The organism is Dactylosporangium siamense, assembly GCF_016862795.1.
Taxonomy (GTDB): domain Bacteria; phylum Actinomycetota; class Actinomycetes; order Mycobacteriales; family Micromonosporaceae; genus Dactylosporangium; species Dactylosporangium siamense.
Genome location: NZ_BONQ01000060.1, coordinates 93,348 through 106,110, shown reverse-complemented (window position 1 = coordinate 106,110; position 12,763 = coordinate 93,348). Strand labels below are relative to the sequence as shown.

The window sequence follows — 12,763 nt, the reverse complement described above, 5'->3', positions numbered from 1 at the left end:
AAGGCCGCCGCGGAAGAAGCAGTGACATTTCGCATGCGCCCTGTCGGGGGGCGGGGGGCGGTGCGACCATCGGGGGGAACAGCCCGGGGACCTCGCTACGGGGCCTCGAGGAATCCGTTAGGAGGACATCGATGTCCGAAGTCCAGTCGCTGTACGGCGGTGCCGTCAACCGCCGGGTGCGCACCAGGGACCTGCTCGCCGCCAAGGAGCGGGGTGAGCGGTGGCCGATGCTGACGTCGTACGACCAGTACACGGCCGGCATCTTCGACGAGGCCGGGATCCCGGTCCTGCTGGTCGGCGACTCCGCCGCCAACAACGTATACGGCTACGCCTCGACGGTCTCCGTGACCGAGGACGAGCTGCTGCCGCTGGTGCGGGCCGTGGTCCGTTCCACGAGACGGGCGCTCGTCGTCGGGGACCTGCCGTTCGGGTCCTACGAGGAAGGGCCGGCGCAGGCGCTGCGCACCGGCGTGCGGTTCATGAAGGAGGGCGGCTGCCACGCCGTCAAGCTGGAGGGCGGCGTGCGGGTCGCGCCGCAGATCGCCGCGCTGACCGGGGCCGGCATCCCGGTGATGGCGCACATCGGGTTCACGCCGCAGAGCGAGCACGCGATCGGCGGGTTCCGGGTGCAGGGCCGCGGTGACGCCGCCGACGAGGTGGTGGCCGACGCGCACGCGGTCGCGGAGGCCGGCGCGTTCGCGGTGGTCCTGGAGATGGTGCCGGGCGAGGTCGCCAAGCGCGTCACGCACGAGCTGCGGATCCCCACGATCGGCATCGGGGCCGGCGCGGAGACCGACGCCCAGGTGCTCGTCTGGCAGGACATGGCGGGGCTGCGCACGGGGAAGGCACCGCGGTTCGTGAAGGCGTACGCGGACCTGGCCGGCGCGCTCGGCGACGCCACCCGGGCGTTCGCCGACGAGGTGCGCTCCGGCGTCTTCCCGGCCCAGGAGCACACCTTCTGAGCTGGCTGGACGCCGCGGTGCGAGAACGGCCCGCCATCAGCGGGCCGTTCTTCAGATCGACACGTCGAGCCGTTCGAGGCCCCTGATCACATAGCCGGGCTTCCACGCCGGTTCCCGGTCCAGGCGCAGCCCGGGGGCCTTGGCCAGCAGCGCGCCGAACGACGCGACGAGCTCGATCCGCGCGAGGGGGGCGCCCAGGCAGTAGTGGATGCCGGCGCCGAAGGAGATGTGCGGGTTGTCGCGGCGCTCGATGTCGAGGCGCTCCGGGTCGGCGAACACGGCCGGGTCGTGGTTGGCGGAGCCGAACAGCAGCGCGACCTCCTGCCCTTTGCGGATCGTGTGGCCGTGCAGCTCGAGGTCCTCCAGGACCCATCGTTCGAACATCTGCAGTGGCGTGTCGAAGCGCATCAGTTCCTCGATTGCCACCGGTACCAACGCCGCATTTGTCCGAAGTTTTTGTAGTTGATCGGGATTGCGGAACAGGGCCCACCATCCGTTGCCCGTCACATTGACGGTGGCCTCATGCCCGGCGTTGAGCAGCAGCACGCAGGTGCCGATGAGCTCGTCCTCGCTCAGCCCTTCGACCGCCGCGAGGGCGCTGACCAGGTCGTCCTGCGGATCGGCGGCCCGGCGCCGGGCCAGCCCGCGCAGGTAGTCGGAGAACTCCTCGGCGGCGCGGACCGCCGCGGCCGCCGTGTCCCGCGAGGGGTTCAGCTCGTACATCCCGCAGATCGCCGCCGACCACGGCCGCAGCAGGTGCCGGTCCGCCTCGGGGACGCCCAGCAGCTCCGCGATGACGGTCACCGGCAGCGGCTCGGCGACCTCCGCGATCAGGTCCCCGCCGCCCTTGGCGACGAACGCGTCGACCAGGCCGTCGGCGAGGCGCTGCACCACCGGCCGCAGCGCCTCGACCCGCCGCGGCGTGAACGCCTGCGACACGAGCCGCCGCAGCCGGGTGTGGTCCGGCGGCTCCCGGTCCAGCATGCCGTTGTTGTTGAGCTTCCAGAACGGCTCGTCCTGCGCCGGAGGGGCGGTGCGGCCCATCTCCTCGTGCGTGGCGACGTGCAGGTAGGTGCGGCCCAGCCGGCGGTCCCGCAGCAGCGCGTTGACGTCCTCGTGCCGCGACACCAGGAACTGGCCGCTCGGCTCGAACCAGCTGACCGGGTCGTGCTCCCGCAGCCGGCGGTACGCCTCGTACGGGTGCGCGACGAACGCCGGCGACCACGGGTCGAACGTGCTCACAGGTCCGTCACCCGCACGCCGGCGTGCACCTTGTAGCGCTTGTTGATCGCGATCAGGTTCGCCGTGAGCGCCTCGACCTGCCCCGCGTTGCGCAGCCGGCCGGCGAACACGCCGCGCATCCCCTCGACCTTCCCGGCGATGGCCTGCACCTGCGCGGCCGCGTCCCGGTCGTCGCCGAGGACCAGCACGTCCAGGTCGATCTTCTCGATCTCCGGGTCGGTCAGCAGCGCCGCGCTGACGTGGTGGAACGCGGCGCACACCCGCGCCTCCGGCAGCAGCGTCGCGGCCTGCTCGGCGGCGCTGCCCTCCTCGACCCGCAGCGCGTAGGGCCCCTGCTTGTCGAACCCGAGCGGGTTCACGCAGTCGACCACGATCTTGTTCTGGATGAGGAGCGGCGCCAGCTCCGCGAGGGTCGCCGAGTGTCCCTCCCACGGCACCGCGATCACGACCACGTCGGCCTGGCAGGCGAACGCGTTGTCGCCGCCCTCGGCGTCCCTGGTGACACCGGGCAGCGCGTTGAGCTCCTCCGCCGCCTGCGCGCCGCGCTCGGTGGATCGGGACCCGACCAGCACCTGCAGCCCGGCCCGGGCGAACCGGTACGCGAGGCCGCGACCCTGCGGCCCGGTGCCGCCGATGATGCCGACCCGCAGCGCCGACACGTCGGGCAGTTCGATCTGCTCGTAGCTCATGACTCAAGTCTTACCGTGCGGAAGAGCACCTTGCGGCGGGTGGGGTCCGCCTCGGTGAGTTTGACCCGGATCCGCTCCCCCAGCGGAAGCCGCTCACCCTCGCACCGCGCCCGCACCGGCGGCTCGTCGAGGGCGATGTCCGCCCGGTTCTTGTCCACGTCGAGCACCGCGGCGTCGAACTCCTCCCCGATGCGGTGCTGCAGCAGCACCGCCTCCACCAGGTCGACGGCGCCGCGCTCGGCGGCGTTGGCGACCCGGTCGGTGCGGCTCATCACCTCCGGCAGCCGCGGCAACGCCTCCCGCGCCCACTGCGGCACCGTGGTCGCGTTGTGCAGGGCGAGGCACACCTCGGTGACGTACCGGTCGGCGAGGCGGCGCAGCGGGGCCGTCACGTGGGCGTACGGGGCCGCCACGGCGCCGTGCAGCGGCTGCTCCGGCACCTGACCGTCGAACGGCGTGTAGCCGGCGCCGCGCATCATCTCCGCGGCCTGGTCGATGAGCGCCGCCGCCCGCGGCTCCATCGGGTCGAGTCCCGCGATGACCTCGCCAGGGCTCTTCTCGGCGGGCCAGTCGATGTGCAGCGCCTGCGCCGCCAGCCGCAACCTACGCACCGCCTCCTCAGCCGGCGGCGGCATGGTGCGCAGCAGCCCGATGCCGTGCTTGAGCATGATCTGCGCGGCGGCCATCCCGGTCAGCAGCGAGATCTGCGCGTTGAACTCCTCGACCGGCACCGGTCCCCGGATCGCGAGGCGCCAGCCGTCGCCGTCGGGCTCGATCTCCTGCTCCGGCATCGGCAGGTTCACCGCGCCCCGCTCGAGGCCCTTCCTGACGAGGAGCTGCCCGATCTCCGGCAGCAGCGCGACCGACGGGTGCGGGGTGCCCGCGTCGGCGTCGCGCTGGACCTGCTCGTAGTTGAGCTTCGCCCGGCTGCGCACGGTGGCCCGCCGGACGTCGACCCCTGTTGTCCCGCCGTGCTCGTCGAGGTCGATGGTCCACACGACGGCGGGCCGGTCCTGGTCCGGCAGGAGGCTCGCGGCGCCCTCGCTGAGCACCGCCGGGTGCAGCGGCACCTTGCCGTCGGGCAGGTACACCGTCTGCCCCCGCTGCCAGCTCTCGGCTTCGATCGCGGGCGCCGCGCTCGTGAACGCGGCGACGTCGGCGATCGCGTAGTACACCCGGTAGCCGCTGTCCTCCTTGTGGAGCAGCAGGGCCTGGTCGAGGTCCTTGGACGTCGGCGGGTCGATCGTCACGAACTCCAGCGCGGTGCGGTCCTCGCGGTCCCCGTGCAGGTCCTTCGCGGCGGTCTCGGCCTCCCGTTCGGCCGCCTCGGGGAACGCGGTGGGCAGGTCGAGCTCTCGGCGCAGCCCGGAGAAGTCGATGCGGGCGGCTCGGATACGTCGTAAGGCCACGGCACAGTCTTACACCGGCACCGCAAAAAGCGGCGGCGCCGCGGTCCAGTGGACCGCGGCGCCGCCGATCGTGCCGGTGCCGTTACGGACGGGCCAGGCTGGCCCAGTCCTCGGGGGTCATGGCCGACGCCCCTTCGACGTTGTTGCCGTTCTCGCGGCCGGGGATCGCCTCGGTGGCGGCACCACCGGACGGCGCGGTCGCGGCGCCCTCGACGTCACCGGCCGCGCCGGCGTCGAGACCACCCTCGGACACCACGGCCGGCGGGGTCGCCGGCTCCGCCGCCGCGGCGACGGGCGCCGGAGCGGCTTCGGCGGCCTTCTTCGCCGGGGCCTTCTTCGCCGCGGCCGGCTTCGCCGCCGTGGACTTGGCCGCCGTGGACCTGGCCGCCTTCGCGGGGGTCGCCTTGGCGGTGGTGGCCTTCGCCGTCTTCGCGGTCGCCGTGGCGGCCGGGACGGGCTCGGTCACGGTGGCCGGCGCGGTGGTGGCCGCCGGTGCCGTGGCGGGTGCTGCGGCCGCCTTGGTCGCCTTGGCGGGGGCCGCCTTGGACGCCGCCGTCTTGGCCGGGGCCTTGGTGGCCTTCGCCGTGGCGGTCTTCGCCGCGGTCGCCTTGGCCGCGGTGGGCTTCGCCGCCGCCTTGGCCGGGGCCGCCTTCGCCGTGGTGGTGGCCTTCGCCGCGGTGGTGGCCTTGGCCGTCTTGGCCGGGGCCGCCTTCGCGGCCGGGGCCGCCTTCGTGGCCGGCGTGGCCTTGGTGGCGGTTGCCTTGGTGGCGGGCGCGGTCTTCTTGGCGGTCGCCTTGGCCACGGTCTTCGTGGCGGTCGCCTTGGCGGCGGCCTTCGCCGGGGCCTTCGTGGCGACGGCCTTCGCGGGGGCCTTCGTGGCGGTCGCCTTGGCCGCGGCCGGCTTCGCCGCCGTCTTGGCCGGGGCGGTCTTCGCCGCCGCGGTGGCCTTGGCGGTGGTGGCCTTGGCGGTCTTCGCCGGGGCCGCCTTCGCCGCCGTCTTGGCCGGGGCCGCCTTCGCCGCCGCCGTCTTGGCCGCCGCCGTCTTTGCCGGGGCTGCCTTCGCCGCGGTGGTGGCCTTGGCGGTGGTGGCCTTGGCGGTGGTGGCCTTGGCGGTCTTCGCCGGGGCTGCCTTCGCCGTCGCCTTCGCCGCCGTCGACTTCGCGGCCGCCTTGGTGGCCGTCTTCGCCGGGGCGGACTTGACGGCCGCCTTGGCCGCGGCCGTCTTTGCCGGGGCCGCCTTGGTCGCGGTGGCCTTCGTCGCGGTGGCCTTCGTCGCCGTGGCCTTGGTCGCCTTGGCCGCCGTGGACTTCGCTGCGGTCGCCTTTGTCGCCGTGGACTTGGCCGGGGTCGACTTGGCCGCCGCGGTCTTCGCGGGCGCCGACTTGGTCGCCGCCTTCGCCGGGGTCGCCTTCGCCGTGGTGGCCTTCGCCGCCGTCGCCTTGGCCGTCGTGGCCTTGGCGGTGGTGGCCTTGGCCGTGGTGGCCTTGGCGGTCTTCGCCGGGGCCGCCTTCGCCGTCGCCTTGGCCGCCGTCGACTTCGCGGCCGCCTTGGTGGCTGCCTTGGTGGCTGCCTTCGCCGGGGCAGCCGACTTGGTGGCTGCCTTCGCCGGGGTCGCCTTGGCGGTCACGGTCTTGGCGGGAGTCGCCTTGGCCGCGCTCGTCCTGGCCGACTTCGCCGGCGTCGCCTTCGCCGTGGCAGCCGACTTGGTGGCCGCCTTGGCCGCCGTCGACTTCGCCGCCGGGGTCGCCTTGGCAGTGGTGGCCTTCGCCGTGGTGGCCTTCGCCGCCGTCGACTTCGCCGCCGGGGTCGCCTTCGCCGTGGTGGCCTTGGCCGCCGTCGACTTCGCCGCCGGGGTCGCCTTGGCCGTGGTGGCCTTGGCCGCCGTCGACTTCGCGGCCGGGGTGGCCTTCGCCGTCGCCGACTTCGCCGCGGTCGCCTTCGCCGCGGGCGTCGCCTTCGCCGTGGCCGACTTCGCCGCGGTCGACTTCGCCGCCGGGGTCGCCTTCGACGACCGTGCCGCGGTGGACTTGGCGGCCGGGGTCGCCTTCGCCGTGGTGGCCTTCGCCGCCGTCGACTTCGCGGCCGGGGTGGCCTTCGCCGTCGCCGACTTCGCCGCGGTCGCCTTCGCCGCGGGCGTCGCCTTCGCCGTGGCCGACTTGGCCGCGGTCGACTTCGCGGCCGGGGTCGCCGTCCGGGCCGTGGTGGCCTTCGCGGCCGGCTGCGCCGTCGACTTCGCCGCAGTCGCCTTGGTGGCGGTCTTGGCGGCGGTAGCCTTGGAAGCGGCCGCGGCCGGCTTGGCCGCCGAAGACGCAGCCGCACCCGACCGGCCGGCCGGGGTGGCGACGGTGAGCGCCGCCGGGGTCGCACCCGTTGCCGGCGTGGTGCCGGTCGCGCGCGTACGGGTCGAGGACTTGGTGCCGGTGGGCTGCGCCACCGTGGTGCTGGTCGCGCGCCGGCGGGGTGCGGCGGCGGCGACCGACTTCGCGGCCCTGGCGGGGGTCACGGCCGTTGCCGCGTCCGCGGTTGGAGTCGTCGTGGCCGCGCTCGTTGCGGCCGATCTCGTGGTGGCCTTCTTAGCTGCGGCCATCGTGGTCCTCCTGGAGGAGTTCTCCCGCATCCTGCGGGATGTTCGCGGTTGGGTTGTGCGGGTGGAGACGGGTCGAACGTGTCGTGTGCCGGGGCGGTTCGCGGTCGCCGTCGGCTGCGACGTGTTGCTAGTGCTTGCCTTCCCACCGTTCGTCTTCGGCGTCCCACGCCTCGTTGCGTTGCTGGACTGTTGTCAGCGCATGTTCGGCTTCTGACGCCGAATCATAGGGGCCGAGCCGATCCCTGCCGGCGCACATGTCGGCCTCGGACTCGACCCGATGGTGGGAAAGGCACCAGTAGTACCGCTCAGCACCGCTGCTGCTCATGACATCACTGTGCACCGCAAATGCAACACGCGCCACCGAAACCGGCAAATAGCTGGTTGGGATTCCACAGTAGACGCAACCGCCCGAGTCCGGGAGCAGACGCCCGCAAGACGTCCGGAAGGCGACGAAGAAGGTCCGCGAAAGGCGGAGAAAACCTTGTGCGGCAACGATTCCTGGAATCGACCGGCGGCCCGGGCGGCATGCGCGGAGGCACCGACGGCGGCGGATGCGTGTGGTCACGATCACCCGCGGGTGAGCCGTTCGGTGGATCGAGATTCGAGTCGGTCGGGCGACCCTCGTTCATCGTTAGGAGACGAACGGTCCACCGTGGACGCCGCCGGTGGAACTTTCCGGCGCCGGGCCAGATACTCGGTGCCGTGGAGTCCTTCTCTTCCCCCGCGGCATCGGATGTACCGTCCCCGCCCGCCCTCAGCGTCGTCCTGGCGATCGGGGGTTCGGCCGCCTCGGACGATGTCGCCCGGCACCTGACGGCCGGACGGATGGCGCGCGCCGCCGACGGCCGGTTCCTGGTCCTCTACGACACACCGGCCGCGGCGGTCCACGACGTCGCCGGATACCTGCGGCCGCGGGCGATGACGATGGTCCGGTTCGGCCTGCACGCCGGGGAGCCGCCCCGTGACGGTGGCGGACGGCTGACGGGCCCGACGGTGTCGGCCGCGTCCCGCCTCGCCGACCTCGCCGCCCCGGGCCGGTTGCGCGTCTCCGCCGCCGCCGCGGAGCTCCTCGGCGGCGCGGTGCCCCTCGAGGAGACCGGGGACGGCTCGTTGCAGCTGCGGAAGTGATTTGGGACGGGGCGAGGTCGCCCCGCGCACGGCCGGCGGGCTGCGGGACAATCGGATGGTGAGCCTCCATGCCGATGAGCTGCCCGATGTCCTAGCCGTCACCCCGCTGAGCGCACCGCCGGACGTGTCGCTGCGGCCGCCGGGTTCGAAGAGCATCACCAACCGCGCCCTGATCTGCGCGGCGCTCGCCCCGGGCCGCAGCACGCTGACGGGGGTGCTGTTCGCCGACGACACGCACGCGATGCTCGGCGCCGTGCGGGCGCTGGGCGCGACGGTGACGGCCGACGAGGCGGCGTACACCGTCGTCGTCGACGGCGTCGACCCGCGCACCGCCACGGAGCCGGCCACCGTCGACGCCCGGATGTCGGGCACCACGTCGCGCTTCGTCCTGCCGGCGGCGGCGCTGCGTCCGGTGCGCAGTGTGGTGGACGGCTCGCCGCAGCTGCGGGCCCGGCCGTTCGGCCCGCTGACCGACGCGCTGCGCGAGCTCGGCGCGACGGTCGAGGACCTGGGCACGCCCGGGTTCCTGCCCGTCGCGGTCACCGGGCCGGTCGCCGGCGGCAAGGTCCCGCTGCCGGGTCACCTGTCCAGCCAGTTCCTGTCCGGGCTGCTGATGGCCGGGCCGCTGATGGCCGACGGGCTGTCGGTGGAGCTGACCTCGCCGCTGGTCTCGGTCCCCTACGTCGAGGCGACCACGGCCGTCATGGCGGCGTTCGGGGTCACCGTCGACGGGCTGCGGGTGCAGCCGGGGGCGTACCGGGCGACGGACTACGCGATCGAGCCCGACGCCAGCGCCGCGTCGTATCTGCTCGCCGCCGCCGCGATCGGCGAGGGCCGGGTCACCGTCGAGGGTCTCGGCACCGGGAGCCTGCAGGGCGACGTGCGCTTCGCGGACCTGCTCGAGCGGATGGGCGCCCGGGTCGAGCGGACCGCCGACCGGATCACCGTCACCGGCACCGGCACGCTGCACGGCATCGACGTCGACATGGCCGACATCTCCGACACCGCACAGACCCTGGCGGCGGTGGCCGTGTTCGCCGACTCCCCGACCCGGGTGCGCGGCATCGGCTTCATCCGCAAGAAGGAGACCGACCGGATCGCCGCGGTCGTCACCGAGCTGCGCCGGGCCGGCCTCGACGCGGTCGAGGACGAGGACGGGTTCACCATCAACCCGGGCCCGCCCGCGCCGACGGCCTTCGACACGTACGAGGACCACCGCATGGCGATGAGCCTGGCGCTGCTCGGCCTGCGGGTGCCCGGCATCGAGATCCGCGACCCGCGCTGTGTGGCGAAGACGTACCCGACGTACTTCGTCGACCTGGCGCGCCTGTGACCGGACCGGACGACAGCGACATCGCGCTGGCCCGCCGCGCCGCCCTGGCCGGCGCGGCGGTCGGCCTGCGGTACTTCGCGGCGCTCGCCGGGCTGCCCAGGGAGCTCAAGGCCGACGGCAGCACCGTCACCGAGGCCGACCGGGCCGTCGAGGCCGCGGTCCGGGACGTCCTCGCCGCGGCGCGGCCCGCCGACGCGATCCTCGGCGAGGAGGGCGGCCTGACCGGTGCCGGCGGCCGCCGCTGGATCATCGACCCGATCGACGGCACCGCGATGTTCGTCGCCGGCGACGACCGGTGGCTGGTCCTCGTCGCCCTCGAGGAGGACGGCGAGATCGTGGCGGGGGTGGCCGCCGTGCCGGCGCAGGGTGCGCTGTGGTGGGCCGAGCGCGGCGTCGGGGCGTACCACTCCCGGATCGACGACGACGGTCCAGCCCGGCGCCTGCGGGTCGCCTCCACCGGCGCCGACACACCCGACGGCGCCAGGCTCGGCGTCGTGCCCTTCGACGGCCAGGTGTTCCCGGCCGAGTGGACGATGCTCGAGCCGCTGCTCGCCACGGCGCACAAGGAGCCGTGGCCGACCCACGCGGCGCTGCTGGTCGCCGACGGGCGGCTCGACCTGGCCGTGCAGACCCGGGGTCAGGTCTGGGACTTCGCGGCCACGTCGCTCATCGTGCGGGAGGCCGGCGGCTGGTACAGCGGCCTCGACGGACGCACGAGCCCCGGCGCCGGCCCGGCGCTGTTCGCCAGGAGCGGCCCGCTGCACGCGGCGACCCTGAAGCTCTTCGAGAGGTCCTGACGCGCTTCACGCCAGCGGCTGCGGCAGCTCGCGTTCGGCGAGTTCGTTCACCTCGCGCCACGCCTGCACCCACAGAGGTGTCATTCGCAGGTAGACGTACTTCGGACCGGGCCGGAACCCGGTCTTCGCGGCGAACGCGTCGACGACGTCGGGCGCCATGCCGGCGGCCGGCAACGACTCCACGGCACACTCGATGAGGACCACGTCCCGGGTCGGCCCGACACCGACCCGGGCCCGTCCGTTCACGGCGAGGTTGCGGGCCGTCGGGTTGCCGGGCGCGGTGGAGAACAGCAGCGTCGCGCCGTCCCACAGGAACGACAGCGGCACCATGCACGGCTCCCCCTGCGGCGACGCGGTCGCCACCCAGGCGTCGACGTCGTGCTCGAGACGATGCAGCGTGTCGGCGACCCGCTGCGTCGTGGTGCGTGCCGGCGCGGTCATGGCCCCAGCCTAAGCTGTGGCGGTGGACGACTCCGCCCTCTTGGCCGCCCGGTTCGAGGAGCACCGCGGACATCTGCTGGGCGTGGCGTATCGCATGCTCGGCGCCCGCGTCGAGGCCGAGGACGCCGTCCAGGAGGCATGGCTGCGGCTGAGCCGGTCCGACCACACCGCCGTGGACAACCTCGGCGGCTGGCTGACCACCGTCGTCGGTCGGATCTGCCTCGACCAGCTCCGCAGCCGGAAGACAGCCGTCCCCGTCGTCTCGCTCGCCCCGACGGTCGACCCCGAGCACGAAGCGATCCTCGCCGACGACGTGGGGCAGGCGATGCTCGTGGTGCTCGACACCCTCACCCCCGCGGAACGGCTCGCGTTCGTCCTGCACGACCTGTTCGCGGTGCCGTTCGAGGACATCGCCACCGTCGTCGGCCGCACCCCCGCCGCCGCCCGCCAGCTCGCCAGCCGCGGCCGCCGCCGGGTCCAGGGCGCCGACGCTCCCCGCGACCCCGACCTGCCCCGGCAGCGCGAGGTCGTGGACGCCTTCCTCGCGGCCTCCCGCGGTGGCGACTTCGAGGCACTCCTCGCCCTGCTCGATCCCGACGTCGTCCTGCGTGCCGACGCGGCCACGGTACTGTCCGGCGCCGCCCCCGAGGTCCACGGCGCGGACGCGGTCGCCGCGACGTTCACCGGCCGGGCCAGGGGCGCGCAGACCGCCCTCGTCGACGGCTTCGCCGGCTTGGTCTGGTCCGTCGGCGGCAGCCCCCGCGTGGTCTTCGACTTCGTCGTCGAGGACGGCAAGGTCGTGGAGATCGAGCTCCTCGGCGACCCCGTCACCCTGGACCGCCTCGACCTGGAAGGTTTCCCGGCCTGACCGGAGCGGGGGCCTCCGGTGCTCGCTTCCGCTCACCGGCAGCACGAAGGGCACCGATGTGGCGCTGCCACAGGGTCTCCATCGCGCTGACGTAGCCGAACGCGTCGACGTCATCCGCGTCCGGCCCGTCGCCTTCGACGGCCGGCTGATGGAGGTCAGGATCGCGTCGCAGCCGTCCCCCGGCCGCAGCGCCAATGAGGACTTCGCGTTCGCGTTACCTGACCTGGTCGGCGTCCTCGACGGCGTCTCAGCGCCCGACCCGCTCGACACCGGTTGCCGCCACGGACCGTCGTGGTACGTCCGCCGCCTCGGCGCGCACATCGCCGCGGCCCACAGCCAGCACGACAACGCCCCACTCGCCGACCTCCTGGGGGATGCCATCGCCCAGGTTGCCACGTACCACAGCGACACCTGCGACCTCCAGCATCCGGGCACCCCGGCAAGCACTGTCTGCCTTGTCCGAGCCGGCGGCAAGGTCCTTGAATACCTGGTCCTCTGCGACAGTCCGCTCGTGGTCGAGCGAGCCGACGTCGTCACGGTCATCACCGATCCCCGCTTCGCGGCTGCCGTGACGCCGCTCCGCGCGGCTGCTCTCTCCGGAGCGCATCGCATCGGCAGCCAGGAGCATGCCGCTGGAGTACGCCACATGGTCACGCGGCAGCGGGCGTTGACCAATCGCGAGGATGGCTACTGGATCGCGGCCGCTGACCCGGTGGCAGCCCGCCACGCGGTCACCGGCACGCTGCCAATGACCGGCGGCAACCGGGTCAGCCGCGCTGCACTGCTGACGGATGGCGCGGCGGCCCTATGCCTCTTCGATGGGAGCACCTCGTGAGCCGACCCCTGCACTCCGTCTCTGTCGCGGCCGTCGTCACCGACGACGCCGGTCGGGTCCTGGTGATCCAGCGCCGCGACAACGGCAAGTGGCAGATCCCCGGCGGCATCCTCGAACTCGACGAGTCCATCCCCACCGGACTCCGCCGCGAGGTGCTGGAAGAGACCGGCGTCGAGATCGACCCGGGCCGCCTGACCGGCGTGTACAAGAACGTCAAGCTGGGCGTCGTCGCCCTGGTGTTCCGAGCGACCGCAACTGGCGGCCGGGCCGCTCCCACTGACGAGGCCGCCGCCGTCGAGTGGTGGACACCGGCCAGGATCGAGGCCGAGACCGACGAGGTGTTCGCCATCCGGGTGCTCGACGCGCTCGACAGCCACGACACCGCCGTCCGCCTGCACAACGGGGTCACGCTCCTGCCAGACGGCACCCTGCCGTAAACGCCGCGACCAGCGACCAGCGCCGCCGCTCGCCG

13 protein-coding genes are annotated in these 12,763 nt (G+C 73.6%); 8 read left to right on the top strand and 5 right to left on the bottom strand.

Annotated features, from left to right (window positions below):
• Window positions 1-131: 131 nt before the first annotated feature.
• Window positions 132-962: a 3-methyl-2-oxobutanoate hydroxymethyltransferase gene (panB, locus tag Dsi01nite_RS20790; RefSeq protein ID WP_203847865.1), complete on the top strand. Its 831-nt coding sequence runs from the start codon at window positions 132-134 to the stop codon at window positions 960-962.
• A 51-nt stretch (window positions 963-1,013) separates the two neighbouring features.
• On the opposite strand, the gene Dsi01nite_RS20785 is transcribed toward panB, so the two are convergent.
• From Dsi01nite_RS20785 to Dsi01nite_RS20770, 4 genes are all read right to left on the bottom strand, one after another.
• A complete protein-coding gene (locus tag Dsi01nite_RS20785; protein WP_203847864.1) occupies window positions 1,014-2,204 on the bottom strand; it encodes a cytochrome P450 in 1,191 nt (396 codons plus the stop codon).
• Window positions 2,201-2,893, bottom strand: coding sequence for an NADPH-dependent F420 reductase (npdG, locus tag Dsi01nite_RS20780; RefSeq protein WP_203847863.1), 693 nt, complete (start codon window positions 2,891-2,893; stop codon window positions 2,201-2,203). Before npdG ends, Dsi01nite_RS20785 begins: the two co-directional genes overlap by 4 nt.
• Window positions 2,890-4,302 (bottom strand): RNB domain-containing ribonuclease, encoded by a 1,413-nt coding sequence (locus Dsi01nite_RS20775; protein WP_203847862.1) that lies wholly within the window; start codon window positions 4,300-4,302, stop codon window positions 2,890-2,892. Before Dsi01nite_RS20775 ends, npdG begins: the two co-directional genes overlap by 4 nt.
• 82 nt (window positions 4,303-4,384) lie before the next feature.
• Window positions 4,385-5,104, bottom strand: a complete 720-nt coding sequence (locus Dsi01nite_RS20770) for a hypothetical protein (RefSeq protein WP_203847861.1) — start codon at window positions 5,102-5,104, stop codon at window positions 4,385-4,387.
• Between Dsi01nite_RS20770 and Dsi01nite_RS20765 the strand changes: the two genes are divergently transcribed.
• The 4 genes from Dsi01nite_RS20765 (at window position 5,067) to Dsi01nite_RS20750 (ending at window position 10,147) form a co-directional block, all read left to right on the top strand.
• Window positions 5,067-7,103 (top strand): hypothetical protein, encoded by a 2,037-nt coding sequence (locus tag Dsi01nite_RS20765; RefSeq protein ID WP_203847860.1) that lies wholly within the window; start codon window positions 5,067-5,069, stop codon window positions 7,101-7,103. The genes Dsi01nite_RS20770 and Dsi01nite_RS20765 overlap by 38 nt on opposite strands.
• Window positions 7,104-7,591: 488 nt before the next feature.
• A complete protein-coding gene (locus tag Dsi01nite_RS20760) occupies window positions 7,592-8,017 on the top strand; it encodes a hypothetical protein (protein ID WP_203847859.1) in 426 nt (141 codons plus the stop codon).
• 58 nt (window positions 8,018-8,075) lie between these two features.
• Complete coding sequence (aroA, locus tag Dsi01nite_RS20755; RefSeq protein ID WP_239136041.1) at window positions 8,076-9,350, top strand: 3-phosphoshikimate 1-carboxyvinyltransferase; 1,275 nt, start codon at window positions 8,076-8,078, stop codon at window positions 9,348-9,350.
• Window positions 9,347-10,147 (top strand): inositol monophosphatase family protein, encoded by an 801-nt coding sequence (locus Dsi01nite_RS20750; protein WP_203847857.1) that lies wholly within the window; start codon window positions 9,347-9,349, stop codon window positions 10,145-10,147. The genes aroA and Dsi01nite_RS20750 overlap by 4 nt, the downstream gene beginning before the upstream one ends.
• Before the next feature lie 6 nt (window positions 10,148-10,153).
• On the opposite strand, the gene Dsi01nite_RS20745 is transcribed toward Dsi01nite_RS20750, so the two are convergent.
• Window positions 10,154-10,588 carry a pyridoxamine 5'-phosphate oxidase family protein gene (locus Dsi01nite_RS20745; RefSeq protein WP_203847856.1) on the bottom strand — a complete coding sequence of 145 codons (435 nt, stop codon included), beginning with the start codon at window positions 10,586-10,588 and terminating at the stop codon, window positions 10,154-10,156.
• 22 nt (window positions 10,589-10,610) lie between these two features.
• Here Dsi01nite_RS20745 and Dsi01nite_RS20740 point away from each other — a divergent pair, with 22 nt between their 5' ends.
• The 3 genes from Dsi01nite_RS20740 to Dsi01nite_RS20730 are packed head-to-tail and all read left to right on the top strand — an operon-like array spanning window position 10,611 to window position 12,728.
• Window positions 10,611-11,456 carry a sigma-70 family RNA polymerase sigma factor gene (locus tag Dsi01nite_RS20740; protein WP_203847855.1) on the top strand — a complete coding sequence of 282 codons (846 nt, stop codon included), beginning with the start codon at window positions 10,611-10,613 and terminating at the stop codon, window positions 11,454-11,456.
• A gap of 58 nt (window positions 11,457-11,514) precedes the next feature.
• Complete coding sequence (locus tag Dsi01nite_RS20735) at window positions 11,515-12,291, top strand: hypothetical protein (RefSeq protein WP_203847854.1); 777 nt, start codon at window positions 11,515-11,517, stop codon at window positions 12,289-12,291.
• Complete coding sequence (locus Dsi01nite_RS20730; RefSeq protein ID WP_239136040.1) at window positions 12,288-12,728, top strand: NUDIX hydrolase; 441 nt, start codon at window positions 12,288-12,290, stop codon at window positions 12,726-12,728. Before Dsi01nite_RS20735 ends, Dsi01nite_RS20730 begins: the two co-directional genes overlap by 4 nt.
• The last annotated feature ends 35 nt before the right edge of the window (window positions 12,729-12,763 follow it).

Excerpts from the sequence above, each read along its gene's own strand:
- npdG (WP_203847863.1), bottom strand. The coding sequence starts at position 2,893 with ATGAGCTACGAGCAGATCGAACTGCCCGACGTGTCGGCGCTGCGGGTC.
- panB (WP_203847865.1), top strand. The coding sequence starts at position 132 with ATGTCCGAAGTCCAGTCGCTGTACGGCGGTGCCGTCAACCGCCGGGTG.
- Dsi01nite_RS20745 (WP_203847856.1), bottom strand. The coding sequence starts at position 10,588 with ATGACCGCGCCGGCACGCACCACGACGCAGCGGGTCGCCGACACGCTG.